The sequence below is a fragment of the Streptomyces sedi genome (assembly GCF_006335015.1).
Classification (GTDB): Bacteria; Actinomycetota; Actinomycetes; order Streptomycetales; family Streptomycetaceae; genus Streptomyces; species Streptomyces sedi.
Window position 1 is genome coordinate 140,726 of sequence record NZ_VDGT01000003.1, and the last position, 20,268, is coordinate 160,993.

General features: G+C 68.0%; 8 protein-coding genes. 7 read left to right on the top strand and 1 reads right to left on the bottom strand.

Translation table 11 applies throughout. The annotated features are described in order from the left end of the window. Positions 1 to 63 precede the first annotated feature (63 nt). The 4 genes from FH715_RS05450 to FH715_RS05465 all read left to right on the top strand — a co-directional run bounded on the left by FH715_RS05450 (position 64) and on the right by FH715_RS05465 (position 11,656). Positions 64 to 3,027, top strand: coding sequence for a helicase-related protein (locus FH715_RS05450; RefSeq protein ID WP_139641271.1), 2,964 nt, complete (start codon positions 64 to 66; stop codon positions 3,025 to 3,027). Beyond that, a complete protein-coding gene (locus FH715_RS05455; protein ID WP_139641274.1) occupies positions 3,024 to 7,181 on the top strand; it encodes an Eco57I restriction-modification methylase domain-containing protein in 4,158 nt (1,385 codons plus the stop codon). The genes FH715_RS05450 and FH715_RS05455 overlap by 4 nt, the downstream gene beginning before the upstream one ends. 145 nt (positions 7,182 to 7,326) lie before the next feature. Next, complete coding sequence (locus tag FH715_RS05460) at positions 7,327 to 9,477, top strand: DEAD/DEAH box helicase (RefSeq protein ID WP_139641722.1); 2,151 nt, start codon at positions 7,327 to 7,329, stop codon at positions 9,475 to 9,477. A gap of 166 nt (positions 9,478 to 9,643) precedes the next feature. Further along, entirely contained in the window at positions 9,644 to 11,656 is a 2,013-nt protein-coding gene (locus tag FH715_RS05465; RefSeq protein ID WP_139641276.1) for an N-6 DNA methylase, read from the top strand. Positions 11,657 to 11,714: 58 nt separating this feature from the next. Here FH715_RS05465 and FH715_RS05470 read toward each other — a convergent pair whose 3' ends face one another. Beyond that, positions 11,715 to 13,259: a serine/threonine-protein kinase gene (locus FH715_RS05470; RefSeq protein ID WP_246108576.1), complete on the bottom strand. Its 1,545-nt coding sequence runs from the start codon at positions 13,257 to 13,259 to the stop codon at positions 11,715 to 11,717. A gap of 294 nt (positions 13,260 to 13,553) precedes the next feature. Between FH715_RS05470 and FH715_RS05475 the strand changes: the two genes are divergently transcribed. From FH715_RS05475 to FH715_RS05485, 3 genes are read left to right on the top strand one after another with little or no spacing between them, the layout of a single operon-like run. After that, positions 13,554 to 15,218: a PD-(D/E)XK nuclease family protein gene (locus tag FH715_RS05475; RefSeq protein ID WP_246108596.1), complete on the top strand. Its 1,665-nt coding sequence runs from the start codon at positions 13,554 to 13,556 to the stop codon at positions 15,216 to 15,218. Positions 15,219 to 15,234: 16 nt separating this feature from the next. Next, complete coding sequence (locus FH715_RS05480) at positions 15,235 to 16,503, top strand: pPIWI_RE_Y domain-containing protein (protein WP_170184639.1); 1,269 nt, start codon at positions 15,235 to 15,237, stop codon at positions 16,501 to 16,503. A 25-nt stretch (positions 16,504 to 16,528) separates the two neighbouring features. Next, on the top strand, positions 16,529 to 20,260 hold the full coding sequence (locus FH715_RS05485; protein ID WP_281290701.1) for a pPIWI_RE_Z domain-containing protein: 3,732 nt from the start codon (positions 16,529 to 16,531) through the stop codon (positions 20,258 to 20,260). Positions 20,261 to 20,268 lie beyond the last annotated feature (8 nt).

Genomic DNA, 20,268 nt, shown 5'->3' on the forward strand with positions numbered 1-20,268 from the left:
TCGGCCATCGCTCCGCTACGTTCGTGCTTCCCGTTCCCGCCCGCACTCATCCGGAAGGCCCGTATGACCACCGCCGCCGCGCCGGCACCCAAGTACGCCGTCGGTTCCCTCGTCCACGCCCGGGGCCGGGAATGGGTGGTGCTCCCCGACTCGACCGCGGAGCTTCTCGTGCTGCGCCCCCTGGGCGGCGCCGATGTCGATGTAGCAGGCGTGTTGCCCGGTTTGGAGACGGTGGTGCCTGCCACGTTCGCCCCGCCCACGCCCGGTGATCTCGGCGACCAGTACACCGCCGGTCTGCTGCGTACCGCCCTGCGGATCGGCTTCAGAGCCGGGGCCGGTCCCTTCCGATCCCTCGCCTCAATCGCCGTGGATCCGCGCCCGTACCAGCTGGTGCCGTTGATGATGGCGCTGCGCCAGGACACGGTAAGGCTGCTCATCGCCGACGATGTGGGTATCGGCAAGACCGTCGAGGCGGGTCTCGTCGCGGCCGAACTGCTCGCGCAGGGTGACGCCCGTGGCCTGGTCGTTTTGTGTTCCCCAGCGCTCGCTGAGCAGTGGCGGGCCGAGTTGCAGGGCAAGTTCGGTGTCGACGCGCGCCTGGTGCTGCCTGCCACGATCGGCAGACTCGAACGCGAGACGCCTTACGGGCAGTCGGTGTTCCGCCCGGATGGTGCCTACGTCGTATCGACGGACTTCATCAAGTCGCCCCGCCACCGCGAGGACTTCCTGCGTAACTGTCCCGACATGGTGATCGTCGACGAGGCACACACTTGCGTCGCGGACTCCACTGCGCAGGCATCGGCCCGTACCTCGCAGCAACGTTATCGATTGCTGCGCGCGCTCGCCGACGACCCGGACCGCCACCTCCTCCTGGTCACCGCAACCCCGCACAGCGGTAAGGAGGAGCCCTTCCGGCGGCTGCTGGGGCTCCTCGACCCCCGTCTCGCCACCGTCAGCTTCGGTTCTCGCGCGGGGCGTGAGCTACTCGCCCAGTTCTTCGTGCAGCGCCGCCGTGCTGACATCCGTGAGGACTTCCAGGACGGGGCGCACTTCCCGTCCAGCCGGGACAGCGCCGAGGTTTCCTACACCCTGCACCGCGACTACCGTGCCCTACTCGCCGAGGTTCTCGCGTACGCCCGCGAGACGGTGCGCTCCGCCGATGGAGCGCTCCAGCAGCGGCAGCGCTGGTGGTCGACGCTGGCACTGCTGCGCACGCTGTCCTCCTCACCCGAGGCCGCTGTCCGGTCCCTGAACACCAGAGCTGGCGTCCAGGAGGCGGATACTCCCGAGGAAGCCGACCACACCGGGCAGTCGACCGTCTCGGACCCCGCCGACACGGACAGCGCGGACTCCGCCGACGAGGTCCCGGGCAGCCTGTTGCCCGTCATCACGCCCGCGGTTGAGGAAGACGGCGAGGACGTGCTCGGTGCCGAGGAGAGAACGCGTTTGGTCGCCATGGCCGAGGCTGCCCGCAGGCTCGCCGGGCCCAGCCGCGACAGCAAGCTGAAGAAGCTCGTGGCGACGGTTACCAACCTTCTCGACTCCGGCTACCGGCCGATCGTCTTCTGTCGCTATATCGCCACGTCCGACTACGTCGCCAAGCATCTGATGAAGGTGCTCAACAAGAAGGGTGCCGAGTATCCCGTGGGCGTCGCCTCGGTCACCGGCGAACTCTCCCCCGATATGCGCCTGAACCGGATCGCCGAACTCACTGGCACCGAAGAGAACGGTGACCCGGCTCCCGAGCGGCGTGTCCTGGTAGCCACCGACTGCCTGTCCGAGGGCGTCAACCTCCAGGAGTCCTTCGACGCCGTCATCCACTACGACCTGGCCTGGAACCCGACCCGCCACGAACAGCGAGAAGGCCGCGTTGACCGTTTCGGGCAGCGAACCGACTCCGTGAAGGCCCTCACCCTGTACGGCGAGGACAACCCGGTCGACGACATCGTCCTGAAGGTGTTGCTGCGTAAGCACGACCAAATCCGCCGCGCCACAGGCATCTCCGTCCCGGTGCCGCAGCAGGCGGAAAGCGCCGTGCAGGCGGTCCTTGAAGGGCTGATCCTGCGGGGCGATACTCCCTCCTTCGAACAGGAGGAACTGTTCGAGCGGGAACGGCTGCCCGCCGCCGAGCAGTTGGAGCTGCTCTGGGAGTCTTCCGCCGAGCGCGAGAAGGCATCTCGGTCGCTCTATGCCCAGAACCGGATCAAGAAGGAGGACGTGGCCGCCGAGGTCGCCGAGATCCGCGCCGCGCTCGGCACCAGCGAGGAAGTCAGGGACTTCACCCGCCGCGCGCTCGGCGCGCTGCGCGGGGCGCCTGTCGACCGCAAGCAGGGCGGGTTCACCTCGCACACCGACGCCCTGCCACTGGCCCTGCGCGACGCAGTGGCCGCGGCGCTCGGGGCCCGCCATCCGCGCCCGGTCATCTTTCACGACGCCCCGAGCGCGCCGCGCGGCGAGGTGGCTCTCACCCGCACCGACCCGGTGGTGGCCGCAACTGCCCGCTTCGTCCTGGACACAGCCTTGGACGAGAAGTTTCCCGCCTGGCAGCGCCCGGCCCGCCGCTGTGGGGTGATCCGTACGAGTGCCGTACGACGGCCCACCACGATGCTTCTCGTACGGCATCGCTTTCAACTGAGCCTGCCCACCCGCGACGGCGGCGTGCGCACTCAACTTGCCGAGGACGCGCGGGTGGCAGCCTTCCGCGGCAAACCCGAGGCGCCGCAGTGGCTGCCCGAGGAGGAGGCTCTGGCCCTGCTGGAGGCGCGCGCCACCGGCAACTCCGACCCTGGCTTCGCTGCTGACCACATCGCGTCGATTCTCGATGCCCTCGACACCGGCCTGATGGATGAAGTACGACTGCGATCCAGAACAGCCGCGAAGGAGCTGGAGGCGTCGCACCACCGGGTCCGCACCGCCGCCCGCGCCCGCCTTGCCGGCCTGAAGGTCGTCCCGCAGGGCGCCCCAGACATCCTCGGTGTCTTCCACTACCGCCCGGCCGCCACAATCCAGCTGGGAGCCGACGCATGAGCGCCACCAGGACCTTGGTCACCGACACCGTCGCCACTGTCGGTGGGCTGCTGCCGTACGACCTCCTAGTCCGCATCAAGGAGGACAGAGCGCAGCCCGGCGCGAAGCCCGCTGACTACCGGCTGTTCGCCAAGGGCGAGTCCGTTCGGGATGCCGCCGAGCGTTCCTGGGCCTATCTACGCGGTGTGTGGGCTGCCTACCAGGACGCGCTCGCCCGTGACGGAGCGGACGGTGATCCCGGCGTGCACGCTGTGGGGCTCACCGTCGAACGCTGGCTGCTGCCTCTGTTCGAACAGCTCGGCTTCGGCGCGCTGCCGGCAGTGCCGGGGCCCGGGCTGCCCGCCCGCGACCAGGCGAAAGACTTCCCGGTCAGCCACGCGTGGGAGCACGTGCCCGTGCACCTTACCGGCTGGAACGTTCCGCTGGACACCCGCACTCCGCAAGTGGCCCCGCAGGCACCGCAGTCCATGGTCCAGGAGTACCTCAACCGCTCCGGCGACAAGGCCCTGTGGGGCGTACTGTCCAACGGACGCCAGTTGCGGCTGCTGCGCGAGTCAGCGTCGCTCACCGGCGCCGCGTTTATCGAGTTCGACCTTCAGGCGATCTTCGAGGGCAAGCGCTCCGACGATTTCGTCCTCCTCTGGCGCCTGCTCCACCGCACCCGCTTCGAGGGCGCCTCCGTCTCCTCCTGCCCACTGGAGAAGTGGCGCACCGACGCTATCGATTCCGGCACCCGCGCCCTCAAGGAGCTCCGCAAGGGGGTCGAGACCGCCCTTACCGTGATCGGCTCCGGGCTTGTGGCGCACCCCGACAACGCGGAGCTGCGCGAGGCCCTGCGCACCCGCGACCTCACCGTTCGCGGCCTACACCCCGCCCTGCTGCGGCTCGTCTACCGGCTCCTCTTCCTCTTCGTCGCCGAGGACCGGGGACTGCTCCTCCACCCGGACGCCGACGATGCCGCACGGGATCGGTACGCGAAGTACTTCTCCACGGACCGCCTGCGTCGTCTCGCCCGACGCCCTGGCAGTCCGCACGGTGACCAGTGGGAAGCCCTCACTCTCGTTGTCAAGGGCCTCGGTGAGCCCGACGGACGTCCCGAACTGGGGCTGCCCGCCCTAGGCGGCCTCTTCGAAACCACGCCCGTGGACGAAAGGCTGGACGGCCTTGCCCTCTCCAACGAGTCCCTGTACGAGGCGGTGCGCGCCCTTGCTGTCATCTTCGACGCCAAGCTCGGCCGACCCCGCAAAGTCGACTACCGGCATTTGGGCGCGGACGAACTCGGATCGGTCTACGAGTCGCTCCTCGAACTGGAACCCCGCCAGGACGACGACGGCGCGTACGTCCTGATAAAGCTGGACGGTAACGACCGCAAGACCTCAGGCTCGTACTACACTCCCTCGCCGCTCATCGACTGCCTCCTGGACTCGGCTCTCGATCCCGTCATCGAGCGGGCCGTCCGCTCGGGCACGACGAAGGAGGAGCGCAAGGCCGCGCTGCTCGCCCTCACGGTCTGCGACCCGGCGTGCGGCAGTGGCCATTTCCTGGTCGCCGCGGCCCGCCGCATCGCTCGCCGGCTCGCGGAGATCGAGACCGATGACCCCGAGCCGAGCGCCGAGGATGTGAGGGACGCATTGCGCGAGGTCATCTCTCGATGCGTGTACGGTGTCGATCTCAATCCGATGGCCGTGGAACTCGCCAAGGTGTCCCTGTGGATCGAGGCCATGAAGCCCGGCCGGCCGCTCACCTTCCTCGACGCGCACATCAAGCACGGCAACGCGCTGCTCGGCACGACTCCTAAGCTCCTCGCGGGTGGTCTGCCCGACGAAGCGTTCAAGGCCCTGGACGGCGACGAGCCCAAGGCAGTCAGGAGGCTGAAAGCCCGCAACGCGAGCGAACGGAAACGATGGGTGGCGGCGCTGCGGCACCGCGCCAGTCAGGACGCTCTGTTCTCCGAGCAGCACGCGCTGGAGATCTCCAACGCGGCGATCAGCAGGCGGACGTCGGACATCACGACCGCACGGTCCGAGAAACTCAAGGACGTCCAGAACCAGGCTCACGCATACCGCGAACTCACCACTTCCCCGCGCTATCTGCGGGCGCTGGAACTCGCTGACGCGTGGTGCGCGGCGTTCGTCTGGGAGAAAACCGAGCGGACGGATGGAACCAGGCGGGCGGACGAGACCAGTCCGCTCGCGCTCACCACCGACTCCCTGCTCGCCCTGCACGCCGACGGGAGCACGAGCCTTCCAGCAGGCACGGCGGAAAAGGTGGCACGCCTTCGCGAGGAGTACCAGTTCTTCCACTGGCACCTGGAGTTCCCGGAGGTGTTTCGGGTGCCGGCCGATCCACAGGCGCCGGGGGTCGATGAACGGTCCGGGTGGAGGGGCGGGTTCAGCTGTGTGCTGGGGAACCCACCATGGGAGCGGGTCAAGCTACAGGAGCAGGAGTTCTTCGCCACTCGTGACACCTCGGTCGCGAACGCCGCGAACAAGGCGGCCCGTGAGCGGCGGATCGTCGCGTTGGCCGCCAGCGAGGAGGAGGCCGACAGAGCTTTGCACGCCGAGTTCATCGCGGCTCGCCGTCTCTCCGACGGCGTCAGCCACCTGCTGCGCGACTCGGGCCGCTTCCCTCTGGCCGGGCGTGGCGACGTCAACACCTATGCCGTCTTCGCCGAGGCCGCCTCGCTCGGTGTCGCGCCCACGGGGCGCTTTGGCCTCGTCCTCCCGACCGGCATCGCCACCGATGCGACGACCGCGCCGTTCTTCTCCGATCTGGTGCGCACCTCGCGGCTCGCCTCCTTTCTGGACTTCGAGAACGAGGCTTTCATTCTCAGTCGGGACGTGCACCACTCGGTCCGATTTTCCCTGCTGACCGCCACCGGCCGGGGTGAGCGGGTGGACTCTGCTTCCTTCGCGTTCGGCACCCGGTACATGGAGGACCTTGACGAGCGGCGCTTCGCGATGCCGCCCGAGGAGATCCTTCTGGTCAATCCCAACACCGGCACGCTGCCGGTGTTCCGTTCCCGCAGGGACGCGGAGATCACGCTGGGCATCTACCGGCGGGTCCCGGTCCTCAGACGGGAACCGGACGCGGAGGGGAAGGGCGGCACGAACCCGTGGGGTCTGACCTTCATGACGATGTTCCACATGTCGAACGACTCGCACCTGTTCCGTGGCCGGGTAGAGCTGGAGGCCGGGGGCTGGAAGCTGAAGGGCAACATCTTCACGCACCCGTCCGATGAGCAGCGCTACCTTCCGCTGTACGAGGCGAAGATGCTTCACCATTTCGACCACCGGCTGGGTACGTACCAGGGGCAGACTCAGGCGCAGGCCAATGTAGGGACGCTGCCAAGGGTTACGGCGGAGCAGCACGACGATCCGGAGTTCGTGCCGATGCCGCGGTACTGGGTGCCGCAGCTCGACGTGGACTCGGGGAAACGGGACAAGAAGGGCAACCGGATCATGTGGCCGGGGGTGGCTTCGCGGCTGGCTGAACGGGAGTGGGGGAAGGGGTGGTTGATGGGATGGCGGGATATTGCTCGATCCACGGACACGCGGACGATGATCGGGTCGGCCCTGCCCGAGTACGGGGTGGGAGACAAGTTCCTGCTCGCACTTGCACCGCAGGCGCCGGCCATCCTTCTGGCGATCTTCGACTCTTTCGTCTTCGATTACGTGACGCGACAGAAGGCGTCCGGCACGGCGCTCAAGTACTTCACGGTGCGACAGCTTCCAGCGGTCACCACGCAAGAGCTGCGCAGATTGGATGGGCTTGTGGCTGATGACGCGGCAAGTTGGGTCGTAGCGTGTTCGATGGAGCTTGTGTACACGTCGAAAGACATGTCTGCCTTTGCCGCGTACCACGGTGACGAGGGCGCACCGTACCGCTGGCAGACGGCCCGCCGCGAGCTACTCCGAGCTGAGTTGGACGCCGCGCTCTTTCACGCCTACGGGGTCAGTCGTGACGACGCGGACTATGTCATGGAGACCTTTCCCACCGTGAAGAAGAGGGAGGAGGCCGTCCACGGCACCTTCCGTACCAAGGGGCTCATTCTCGACGCCTACGACCGGATGGCGGAGGCTCGTGAGAGCGGTGGCGTTTATCAGACGCTACTGGATCCGCCGCCCGGTAAGGGGCCTCGCCACGAGGGGTGACCCGGGAGGTTCACCCCCCGGCCGCCTCGCCAAAGTGGTCAGGCGGCCCTGTCGCGCGGGCGTCGGGGTGCTGGCCGAAGTTGGTGACACGTGTGTAAACTGAGTTAACGTGTGACCGGTTGATGCAACGCAAAGCGGGGTGGCAATGCCGCAAATCGCGATCACCAACACCTTCTGGGAGGGCGTTGACCGGCTCGACAAACCGTCCCGCGCCCGGGTTCACAAGGCGATGGGCAAGTTCCAACGGTTGACGGTTCATCAATTGCACGTCGACAAGGGGCTGCATCTGGAGTCCGTGGTCGGTTCCCGCGATCCGCGCATGCGTACCATCCGGGTCGATGACGGACAGCGCATCGTCCTGCTTGCGCCCGACGCCGGCAGCGATGTGTTCGTCTTCGTCCATGTCGTCTCTCACGACAAGGCGTACTCCTGGGCCAAGCGGCGGCTGTACTCCGTCAACGCGGTCACTCGCTGTCTCGAAGTGCGTGATCTCACAGCTATCGAGCAGATCACCCCGCTCTTCGCTCAGGAGGCTGAGGCCGCGCCGAAGCTCCTCTTCGCCAACTGGTCGGACACCGTGCTGCGCCATCTCGGGGTCGATGACGTCACGTTGCGCGCTGCCCGCGTGATCACTGACAAGGCGCAGTTGGAAGCGTTCGGGTCGTTGATGCCGGAGGACCAGTTCGAGGCGCTGTGGCTGCTAGCGGAGGGGTTCGACCCCGACGATGTCTACCGTGACCTTGTCGCGGCGCGGAAGGCGGTCGTCGTTGACGCTGCCGTGGAGAGCCGGGGCGGGCTGGCGGCCGCTGTCAGCCGTACGCGCAGCCGGATCACCCTCGTTGCCGGGCCCCAGGAGCTCGCCGACATTCTCGCCAAGCCCTTCGACGCCTGGCGGATCTTTCTGCACCCCGCCCAACGACGGGTTGCCTACCGGCCCGCGTACGGCGGCCCCGCCCAAGTCACCGGTGGCCCCGGCACAGGTAAGACTGTCGTCGCTCTGCATCGTGTCAAGCATCTCCTCGCGAGGGCAGCCGATACGCGCGTCCTGCTCACCACCTACACCAGCGCGCTCGCCCGCTCGTTGCGATCCGGGCTTGCCCTGCTCCTCGACCACGACCAGACGCTCCTGGAGCGGGTCACCGTCACCACGGTCGATGCCACCGCACACCGCGTTGTGCGCCAACTGCACGGTAACCCGGGGGACGTCCTTAACGACAAGGATGAGCGGTGGCGCTGGCAGCGATTGGCTCGCAGGCTCGAACTGCCCTGGAACGATGCCTTTCTGGCCCAGGAATACCGGCACGTGCTGCTTGCCCAGGATCTGCGTAGCCGCGAGGAGTACGAGAAGTGTCGTCGGCACGGGCGTGGCAGCAGGTTGGCCGCCAGCCAGCGGCCGCAGTTGTGGGAGGCGATGACGCTGTTCGAGGAGGAGCTCGCGCGTGACCGCGCCTGTACCTGGCTGCAGCTGTGCGCCAGGGCCGTCCGGCTGCTGCGGGACAGGCCGGGCGAGGGGCCTGGTTACGACCACGTGGTGGTGGACGAGGCGCAGGACCTTCATCCTGCCCAGTGGCGGCTGCTGCGAGCCCTGGTGCCCGAGGGGCCAGACGATCTCTTTCTCACGGGTGACCCGCACCAGCGAATCTACGACTCCCGGGTCTCGCTGCGTTCCCTCGGTATCTCCGTCGCGGGGCGTGGCGCGCGACTGCGGCTCAACTACCGCTCCACGGAGGAGATTCTGCGCTGGTCGCGCGCGCTGCTCGATGGTGAGCGCGTGGCGGACCTGACCGGCGACACGCCGGACTCGCTCTCCGGTTACCGGTCGCTGCTGCACGGGGAGCGGCCCGTGTGTGAAGGGCACGAGACGGAGGCGGAGGAGGCGGATGCCGTTGTGCGCACGGTGCAGGCATGGGTGGCGGCGGGGGTCGCGCCATCCGAGATCGCGGTCTGTGCCCGGTTTCACACACAGACCGCCCGGATCGCCGACCGGCTCGACCGGGTCGGGTTGCCGACGGTGCGGGTCAAGGGCGCCGAATCCGACGACGTGGCCGGGATACGAGTGTCGAGCCTGCACAGCCTGAAGGGCCTTGAGTTCCGCTGCGTGGCCGTGGCAGGGGTTACCGCGTCGGCCTTTCCGTTCCGGCCGGCGGTGACGTCGGCCGAGGTTGATCCGCTGCAGAACGCCACGGACCTCGCGGCTGAACGGTGCCTGCTGTTCGTGGCGAGTACCCGGGCGAGAGAGGCGCTGTACGTGTCGTACAGCGGACGTCCGAGCGCCTTTCTCGACGGCGTGAGGTAAGGGAAAGGCCCTGGATGTCGGTCCGCGCCTGGGCCTGTGAACTGCGTCAATGCCTGTGTTCGGCATAGTAGTCTTCCCGACGCGTGGGAGGCGAAAAGTGGCTTGATCACGCGCCTATAGGTGGAGGGAAGTCCGCTTTCACCGAGAAACACCCAGGGAGTTGCAGATGTCCACGCCTCGTGCCGTACCCGTGTCTCTGGCGGAAATCGCTCGCCTCGCGGGCGTCGGTCGGGCCGCCGTCAGCAACTGGCGACGGCGCCATCCGTCGTTTCCCGCTCGAATCGCCGGAACGGACGTCAACCCCCAGTTCTCGCTCACCGACATCGAGAGTTGGTTGCGCGACAACAAGAAGCTCAAGAAGTCCGTTGAGCGCGAGTGGCTCTGGCCCCGCTTCGAGGCGCTCGGGGGGCGTGATGAGACAGGGACGGCGGTCGCGGAGGTGGGCAGGAGGCTCGCCGGGCGGAGTGCGGCACCGGGGCCCGCGTTCCCGGAGGAGGCATCGGCGCTCATCGAGCAGGCCGTGGACCTCGGACAACGCGAGGGAGGCTCGGGCACGTTCGCCTTTCTGCTGCGTCGCTGGCTCGACGTGCACGTCCGCCAGATCACCACGACCCCTGAGCCGCTGGCCGCCATCATGGCGGAGCTCGCCACGGGTATGACGGATGTGGAGGGCGACGTCACGGTGCTGGACCCCGCTTGCGGCACCGGCCACCTCCTCATGGCTGCGACGCGCGTGGTCGAAGAAGTGGGCGGTGGGCTGCCGAACCTGTTGGGCGACGACCGTGACCCCGTACTCGTCGCCCTTGCCGAAGCCCGACTCGGCCTCGCCTTGGATGTAGCGGAGGGACCGGCGCGCATCGACGTGCGCGAAGGAGATTCGCTGCGCGAGAACCTGTTTGCCGAAGCCCTCGCCGACATCGTCCTGTGTAACCCGCCGTTCAACGAACGGGACTGGGGATACGAGGAATTGGCCACTGACGTCCGCTGGAGCCACGGGCTGCCGCCACGCACCGAACCCGAACTCGCCTGGGTTCAGCACTGTCTGGCCAGGCTGCGGCCCGGTGGTGCGGCTGTGTTGCTGCTGCCCCCGGCCGTGGCGGCGCGAAAGGCTGGTCGACGTATCCGCAGATCGCTGTTGCGCACCGGCCAGCTGAAGGCCGTTGTCGCGCTGCCGCCGGGGTGTGCCGCGCCGCACAGCGTCTCCCTGCACCTGTGGGCGCTGCGGGCTCCCCTACCGGGTGAGGAGGCGCCCGCCGGAGGCCATCTGCGGGTAGCCGACGGTGTGTCCCGCTTTCCCCGAGATCAGGGCCGCGACTGGGCCCCAGACTGGGCGGCGATCGGCGACTTCGTGCGCGAGGCCGTCGGGCGGACGGAGCCGGCCGAGGACTCCCGCCTTGTGCGACACGTGCCCGTTATCGAGCTCCTCGACGGCGAAGTCGATCTCACCCCGGGCCGTCACGTGTCCCTCGCGGACACCGCACCCCAACTGCGTGAGTCCTGGAAGGAATTCGAGAACCTCGCCGCCCGGATGACCACGTCGGCTCGACTGCTTGCGGCACTCGAACTGACCTCTGCGGTACAGGACTCGCCGACGGCGACCACCATCGCGGAACTGGCGCGAGCAGGGGCGCTCACCTTGCGTGGCGGCCAACAACCTCCGGAGACGGCGGTCCGCACCGGTCCGCCGTCCGCTGACGACGTTCCACTTCTGACGGTTCCCGACCTTCTGACAGGCGGCGATCCCAGGGGGAGTCTCGCTGCCGGCGACCCCGCGGTGCGCGAGGCCGTGATTGTTGAACCCGGTGACATCGTGATGGTGGGGGTGGCGCGTGCGTTCTCTGCCTGGGTCCACGAAGGACCGCCGACCGCGTTGGGGCCTCAACTGCATGCCTTGCGGGTGCAGCCCGAACAGCTCGATGCCTGGTTCCTCGCCGGTTCGCTGCGAGCCCCGGCCAACGCTCGGCAGGCTGGGACGCACGCGACGAGCTCCTCCCGCATTGATGTGCGGCGACTGCACGTTCGTCAGGTGCCGCTTCGTGAACAGCGCCGCTATGGTGAGGCGTTCCGGGAGCTCGTCGCATTCGAACAGCTGGTGCGCCGCACGGCTGAGCTGAGTGCGGGCCTCGTCCACGATCTGGGTGACGAACTGGCTGCCGGGCGGTTGGCGGGCGGTGTGTAGAGCGCCCGGGCGGAGGACCGCTGTGGCGAGGGGAGCTTCTTTTGGCGCTGTCGCGTGATCAGGTTCGCCGCTCGCTTCGGCCGCCCGAGCCCGCGTGCCGGGCCGAGAGCTGGTCATCGACCTCGCGGCGCACCAAGTCGACTTGAATGGCGTATTCGCGCGGCAGGCTCGATGCCGTACGTCCTGCGTCGTCTACCGCGTTGAAGGCGGCATCCAGCTCGCCGAAGGCGAGGCGGCATTCAGCCAGCCGGAGCCGGACTATCGCGCGCTCAGCCCGTTCGGCGGGACCGTCGCCGTGCAGGAGAGCGTCGTCAATGACGTGGTAGTGACGGGCCGCGGAGCCGAAGTCCCCGGTCAGTCGGAGTCCGTCCGCTGCTCCCCGCCACACACGACACACCAGTGGGCGGCGCGCTCCCCACTCCGCGCGCACGCGTTGCGCCAATTCACGCAGGCGGTTGGCCGCGGCTCCCGGGTCGCCGAGGGCGATCTCCGACTCGGCCTGCGCGCAGAGCTGTTCCGTTGCGTGAGCGTCCAGCCATTCCTCATCCTCTGACACCGAAGAGGCGACGGACCGGGGGGCGGGAGCGTCACGCGTGCGTGAGACCCGGTCCGTGGGCCGGCGGAGTGGGGTCGTGGGGTCCGGGTAGGTGCGCGGCCGGGGCTCGGGGGCGCCGGGTTGAGGGCCGAGCGGAGTGAGGACCGCCAGTACCTCGTCGACGGGCGGACGCTGTCCGGGCTGCTTGGCCAACATGCGAACCACCAGGTTGTCGATCGGCGCGGGAATGCCCGCGGCGTACACGCTCGGCGGTAGGGGCTCCTCATAGAGGTGCCTTTCGGTCAGTCCGGAGTTCGCACCGAGCGGGAACGGTGGGCGTCCGGTGAGCAGTTCGTAGAAGACGCACCCGAAGCAATACACGTCCGTACGCGCGGTTGGCTCGCGTTCCAGGAGCTGCTCGGGGGCCAGGTAGCCGCGGGTGCCCAGCGTGGAGCCGTGTGCCGTGTATCGGGTGGCGTCGGCCCGCAGTGGCTTGGCGATGCCGAAGTCGATGAGAACGACTGCCCCTTCGTCGTCGATCATGATGTTGGGAGGTTTGAGGTCCCGGTGCACGACAGGCAATGTATGTGCGCAAGCCAGTGCTTCCGCCACCTGCACGGCAACGGCGATCGCCGTTGCCAGCGGCAGCGGCGCGTGCTCGTCCAGGAAGGTACGCAGACTGACGCCGGTCACCAGTTGCATGGCGATGTACGGCACACCCCGATGCGATCCGCTGGTGTACAGCTTCGTGATACCAGGGTGATCAAGTGTGCTCAACAGCGTGGCCTCGCGTCGGAACCGAGCACCCCTTACGGCGAGTTCGGTCGCTCTCTCCTCCGAGTCCAAGGCATACAGAGCTTCGGAGTCGTAGCGTAGGAACTTCACCGCGACCTCACGCCCCGTGGGAGCCTCGTGCCTCTCAGGATGCTCGTGGCCCGGGAAGGCTTCATGGGCACGCCAGACGTGGGCCATCCCGCCCTTGCCGAGCGACTCTGTCAGCTCGTAGCGCCCGGCGACCAGATCACCCGCGCCGGGCTTGTAGATCTCCGCGTATGGATCCGCGTTCACGCCACGCCGCTCCTTCGCCTCCCGCGTCATTCGGCACACAGCGTAGCGTGAATTGGCCAATCCGCGTGACGTTCGTGGACTCAGTTCACAAAGTTATGTCATGCTGAGGTCGTGTCCGGGCATCGTGTGCGAGTGTCGTCGACGGTCCTGGACGTCCTCCTGTCCATGCCGCCCTCCACGGAGGTCATCATGCGGAATCCACCGGGCGTTGCCGGAGACGACTGGCTGATCAGGGCGAGTCCCCGGATGGCTCGCCCCGACGCCGTAGCGTGCCCCACGCACCGCCGCGTGGCGATGCGGCCCCAGCTCATGGCCGAACCGGCGGTGCCGTTTCTGCCCACGCCGTATGAGGAGTTCACGTTCGGGCCACTGTTCACGGCGTTGGACCTTGTGGAACACCATGGCTGGTCGATCGAGCGGGTGCGTGCAGAAATACGCCGTACCCGTGGGCCTTTCCGTGGACATGGTGCGTCGGTCCACCCGGTGCACCTCGCGTGGACAGCGCACGCGTTGGAACGGTATGTCGCGGCACGTACCCGCGAGCAGGCCGCTGCCGAGGAGTCTGGGCTACCGCCGACCGCGGCGATCAAGCACCCGTGGACGTGGCGCACCCGCCGTTCGGACTCACCCGACTCCCGTGGCGCCCGGCAGTACGAACACACCCTGTGGGGGCGCGTGTACGCCTCCGACGACGGAACGGTGCGTGACCTGTGGATTCCCTCGCTGGGGCGGGCCAAGCCCAGTCGCCCCGACGCCGAGATCGGGGCCGTGGCACAGGTGATGGCGTATGGCGCACCCACCCGCCGGCGCAGAGCGCGAGACGAGCCCCCCGCCGAGGCGTCTGACACCGTCCGACCGCCTGTCCTGGTCCGCGTCTTCGACGTGGGATGCGCGGATGGTTCGGTGGAACCGCTACTAGGCGCGGCACCGCGTTTCGGCGAGGGGCCCGTCGAGGCGAGGAAGCGGTTCGAGGCCGATGCGGTGCCGGCGTTTCTCGCCGCCACGACCGCGACCGGCACCCAGCCGGGCGAGAGCTGCGTGGACTGCAAAGCAATCGTCGGCTGTGCTGACCTGAGGCGCACTCCGAGCCTGTGGGGAGGGCGACCCCCGTCTGCCGCACGCAAGCGCCGCTCCGTCTCCGTCTGGGATCTGAGGCTGTATGCCGAATGTCCCGCCCAGTACCACCTGGTGCGGCGCCTGCACCTCAACGATCTCTCCACCGAGAACCAGGGAGCGCGGCGCGGCAGGGCCGTCGACTCCTGGCTGGACGCGCGGCACGGCGAACAGCCGGTACGCGGCTGCCGGGATCGCGCCGCTCCCGATCCGGCCGCGCTGCGGTCCAGCACCGACCTGGATGACGCGTCAGCGCGTGAAGCCGTCGAAATGCTGGCCGAGCACAGGCTGCTGTGCCCGCTCAACGGTCTTGACGCCGACGAACGCGTACTCGTGCAGCACCGGGTGGCGGCCTATGTGCCGGAACTCGATGTCGTCGTCCTCGCTGTACCTGACCTGCTGTACACCCATCGCGGTCGATGGATCTGGCGTGAGACGAAGACATCTGCCCGCCCACTGTGGGAGCGGGAGTCGCTGCTCCGCACATACCCGCAACTGGCCCTCGCGGTTCTGTTGTTCCACGCCGGAGCACTGGGAGATGACCCGCGCCGTTCCTGGGTCGAACTGGAGCATCTGCGCGAGAGCCGCGGAAAGAGCAGGCTCGAACACCTCGACCCCGGCCGCGCTGAGGTCGTCGACGAAGCTCGGAACGTCATCGCCGGCCTTGCTCAGCCGCTCCTGGATGACACCACATACGAACCGAGGACTGGGCGCCACTGCCACGGCTGCCGGGCGCGCACCTGGTGTCGACCGGGCACCGCGTATGTCCTCGACCAGCCGCTGGCGCACGTTGACGCGTCCTCACGCGCCGACGGTCCGACGGTACATGCGCCACCGCAGCGGTGAGGAGGTACTCCGGATTATGACTGACCGACAGCTCGTACCGGACTGGTTGTCCACTCCGGACGTCGTTCTGCTCCGTGACGTCGCCACCGCTGTTCTGCATTTGGCAGCCGTCGGCGACCTCGATGCCTTCACCTTGCCCTATCCTCCCAGCGCGCAGCGTGCCCTGGACGCGCTGGTCCTGCGGTGTTTGCGCAACGGGGCCATGCCTCCGGCCGGCGTACCCGAGATGATGCGTTGGGCACGTGCCCGGCCGCTCAGCAGTTGGCCCTTCGACCAGCTGCCCCACGACTTGTTCGATGCCGCAGACCGGCTGATCGACGAGGCCTCGGGGGAACCCGCACAGCTGTGTCACGAACTCGCCGTACGGGGGTTCGGCGACAGCACTGGGCGCCAGTACGACCGCCTGGTCATCCACGAAGCTCTTCGGGCCTGCCGCGCCATGTCAGCACCCGAGTCATACACGGCATTCCGTCGCCTTCTGGTCACTCGGCCCGTCCTCACTGAGGAGGAATGGGCGGAGATCAGCTGTGACCTCTTCCTCGACCCGGTCCGGTTCCTAGTCGAGGAGATCTACGCGCCTGTCCCGGCCGGGTTCCGGCGGGATGGCTCATACCTGTGCTGTCATCGCTGCCGGACCTTGCTTCACCCGGTATCCGACACCGAGTGGTGGTGCGAGCGGGACCAGTGCCGGCACCGGGGGCCCGCGCCACATGGCCGGGAGCTCGTTGCGGCGGAGGCCGGAGAGCTGCGTCAACTGCGTAAACCTTTGCGCTTGTTCGTCACCGGTCCTGGACAGGCGGAGACCGCCCTGGAAGGTGAGCTGCGGGCGCTGGGGCTCACCGTCGAGATGTGGCCCAACTTCGATTCGTATGACGTACGCGTCACTTTCCCGGACGGACACGTCTGGGCCATCGACGTCAAGGACTGGGCCCACCCCGCCTTCCTTGGCCGCAGTGCGACTGAGGTGCGCGCCGAACCGCCTTACGACGAAGCCTGCTGGGTCGTCCCGGAATTCAGGGTCCGCGCACGTCGCGACTACCTAGGCAGCTATGCGAGGGAACGTGGTCCGCAGGCGGGGGGATTGCGGTTGCTGACAGACAGACAGCTGGTGAGGGCAGCGAAGCTGCGATTGTCCGGCAGCCGGGGGCCGGATGTCTTCATCGGCCCGTGCCCCACCCGAGCGGGCGGACCATCGGGCCCTGGCCGAGAGGCGTCAGGGAACCGTCCCGCGGACAACGCGAGGCCGACCGAGGAAGCCAGACAGGACGGAGCCGACGGTGCGTGACCGTAGCAGCTGGTACCAACCGGTCGTGACGGCGTTGGGGCCCTGGCCCGAAGAACACGCGAGGACCCGACCCGCCCTGCTCTGCCAGGTAGAGCTCGCGCTTCGGCTCATGGAAACCGTGGCGCCCGGCCACTCCGCCGACGGGGCGTGGACGCTATTGGGCGGCTACGGTCCCGTCTTCGCGCGCGCCGCGGGGCTGTCCGTAGGTGAGACGGAACAGGTCGCGCTCGTCGCGGCCCGGCACCTGCTCTGGCCAATGCGTCGGGGCAGGATGTGGAGACAGTGCCTGGACGCCTACCTGCGACTTCCGGAGCGGTTGCGCGCGTATCGCGTCCCGGACGGGGAACCGGCGTATCGGCTCCCTCTCGTGGTCGCCGCGGACCGCTTCACCGTGTACGAGGAAGCCCTCGCGCGCCTGCCGGGTTTCACCGTCAAACCGCTGGAGCAGGCGGCGGCGGGCGAGCATCGCTTCATGGACCGTCGCCACCGGCGCACCTCCGTCCTCATCCCGGCCGACCTCGTACAAGATTCTCTTCCGGGCCACAGCCTCACCCCTGAACGTCCCACCAGTGCGGGGCCTCTGGAAGTACCGCTCGCCGAACTCGCCGACGTGGCACGGTGGATGGACAGGGAGGAGCAGCATCGCGGCCGGAAGGCCGGCAACTGGGCGCAGCGTTTCGACGACCTTGACCTCGATGCTCGTACCGCGGACGGGACTGCCTTCGCGCCGGCGTCCGCGCTGCCGCTCGATCAGCTCACCCACCTCGTCGGCATGGTCGGGGCCGGCAAGTCGACCCTGATGACCCTTCTCGCGGTCTGGGCGCACAACAACGGACGGCGCATCACTCTCGTCGTCGGTGATGTGGCTGAACAACTGTCCCTGACCGAACTCTTCCGCGGGCTGGGCCTGAACGCCGCCTTGATTCAAGGCAGCACAACGCGGCCTCAGCACACCCAGCGACTACACCGTAGGCTCGCCGCACGGGGGATGCACTCGCTCCTCGCCCACACCGACGTGGCCTTCAGGCATCTGAGCACAGCCTGCCCGCTGGACGGTCTGCGCGCGCTCGACGTATCTGAGCCATTGCGCTACAACGACGCACCGTGCGGGGGACTGCATCCCGTGCGCCAAGAAAGGTCACCCGAACCCGGCGATGCCGCCGCACAGCTGTCGGCCGAGCATGCCGTGCGGGAGCTCGAACGCGCCCGCGGCGCCGTTGGGCAGCAGTCGCATGAAGACGACAGCGACACAGAGGAGACGTGGGGCGTTCCGCGTGCCTGCCCGTTGTGGAGCGCCTGCCCTCGCCACTCCGCCGCGCGCGACCTCGTAGACGCACTGATCTGGGTGGCGAACCCTGCCAGCCTTGTCCAGACGGCAGTGCCGCGTCAGCTCAACGCCGAACGGTTGCGCTACCTGGAACTCGCCTGCCTGCGCAGCGACATCGTGGTCGTCGACGAGGCCGACCGCGTGCAAATGCAGCTGGACCAGATGTTCGCGCCGTCGGCCACCCTTGTCACCACCGGTGTCTCCGAATCCTGGCTCGACCAGTTGCAGACCCATGAGATCGCTGAACTCGCCCGGCAGGGACGGCTGCAGCTCTCCGACCAAGACGTGGAGCGGTGGTCCGCAGCCCTGGACGTTGTCGGCTCTGCGGCGGACCGGCTGTACGCCATGCTCATCGACGATGAAGGGCTGAGGAACTGGGCGCAGATCGACTACTTCAGCGCATGGACCCTGCAGGAGAAGCTGCTGACCGCTTGGTACCCGCTGGCGCTCGGCCGGTCCGTCGGTGGTTCGGACGGCGTGGAAACTGCGGACGTCGAGGACGAGAGTGCGCTCTACGAGGACGAGGAGGACGAGAGCAGAGGCGAGGACGAGCCAGGAGGGAGTAGAGGCCCGGGACCGCACGTTCCCTGGGCGCGTCGCCGGAGTGAGATCACCGGGTTTTTCGATGTCTTTCGGGACGATCCGCTTGGTGGAGGGGGACCCTATCTGTCACCAGCTGACGAGCTCACCGCCCTCACTCACGATGTCCTGCACACCCTCGATGAGAAGCAGACACGCAGGCGCGTCCGCGCACTCCTCGACTCCTTTCTCGTAGGAGCGCCGGGGCCTCAGCAGCGCCCACAGACCGTTGCCGAACAGGGCAAAGAGCCGGCGCGAGAGGAGGTTCCCCTCACCGAGGAGTGGCGTGAATTGAACGCGCGGCGCCTGGAGTTCACCCTCGTGCTTGCCGCGCTGCACCAGCGTCTGGATCGGGTGACATTCCTGTGGCCCCAGGTGGAGGCGGCGCTGCGGCTCGACGCGGCGAGTCACGAACTGACCCGCCGTCCGCCGCTCGACTACGCGCCGCTCCTGCCCGAAGCTCCCATGGGCAACGTCCTCGGATTCCAGTACCTGATCGACGAACGTGCCGCCGCCCGAGACCAGGACGGCCGCCGCACGGGAACTCTGCGATTCTTTCGCTGCGCCGGTGTGGGCCGCGAGCTGCTCCTAGGCCTGCCCCAGCTTGGTGCGGATCCCAGTAGGGGAGAGGTCGGCCCTCACGTTCTGCTGATGTCAGGCACCAGCTGGGCCGGCACGTCCACCCGCGCCCACGTTCTCGCTCCCGTCCGGGCGGTACTCAAACCGCAGAACAAGGCACTGCGGTCCATCCGTCATACCGTGTTCCGCACCGAGTTCGTGCACGACGCTGCTGGACAGGCGATCCGTCTCTCCGGGCAGGACCCCGACAAACGCGGGGATGTCCTGCGGATGATGATCGGCCGACTGGCCCGCCCCCGCAGCGACGGAACCACCTCACCGCTGCAGAGCGAGCTTGCCCAGATCTCCGACCAGCGTCGTAGGCGTGCACTGCTCCTGGTGGGCAGTTACGCGGAGGCGGGCGTAGCCGCCACGGCCCTGGACGAGATTCCGCGCTGGCGTGGCCGGGTACGTGTCCTTGCCGCCGACGACGCGGAACTGGAAACCGCGGTCAATGGCGCGGTGACGAGGGGAAGCCGGACACGGAGTACGGCGGCGGTGCGGCGCGGAGACCTCGCTTCCTTCGCCGAGGACCCGGACGCCGAACTCCTCGTCGCCCCTCTACTCGCAGTCGAGCGAGGACACAACGTCCTCACCTCTCCTCAACGCGCTGGTGAGGAGAGGGTGGCTGCGTTTGGAACGGTGTTCTTCCTGGCCCGCCCTCATCCTCGGCCCGATGACCTGTCACTGGCGGTATTCGCCATCAATGACTGGGCTAGTCGATTCGTACGCGGTCAACTGACCAGCTCCGAAGGAAGGTTCGGCGACCTGGTCGCGAAGGCCGACGGTCTCGACGCGGCGGGCGGCGCCTTCCGGACTCTGGCTCGCCGTGTCTGGCGGCACGTGCTGTCCCGCCCCTACATCTACTCCTCACTCTCAGACGACGAGAAGGAATCCTTCGTCTGGGACCAGCTCGTCACCATCTGGCAGGTCATCGGTCGACTCGTTCGTGGTGGTGTACCGGCCCGCGTCGTGTTCGTCGACGCGGCCTTCGCACCGCGCCTGGCGGCGGCGCAGGCGCCTGGCGCCGACCGGAGCGGGCTGTCTCGTGCCAACGACCCGGGACTGCTGGTGCGCCTTCGAGATGTCCTCGCCCCGCACTTAGCCGGAAGCGCCGTCCGCGACATTGATGCCGACCCGGCGGACAGCGAACTAGTCAAGCTCCTCTACCGGCCGCTCTACGAGGCCCTGTGCGGCCTGAACGCTCCGCGCGAGCCGCACGGCACCGACTGAGCATACCG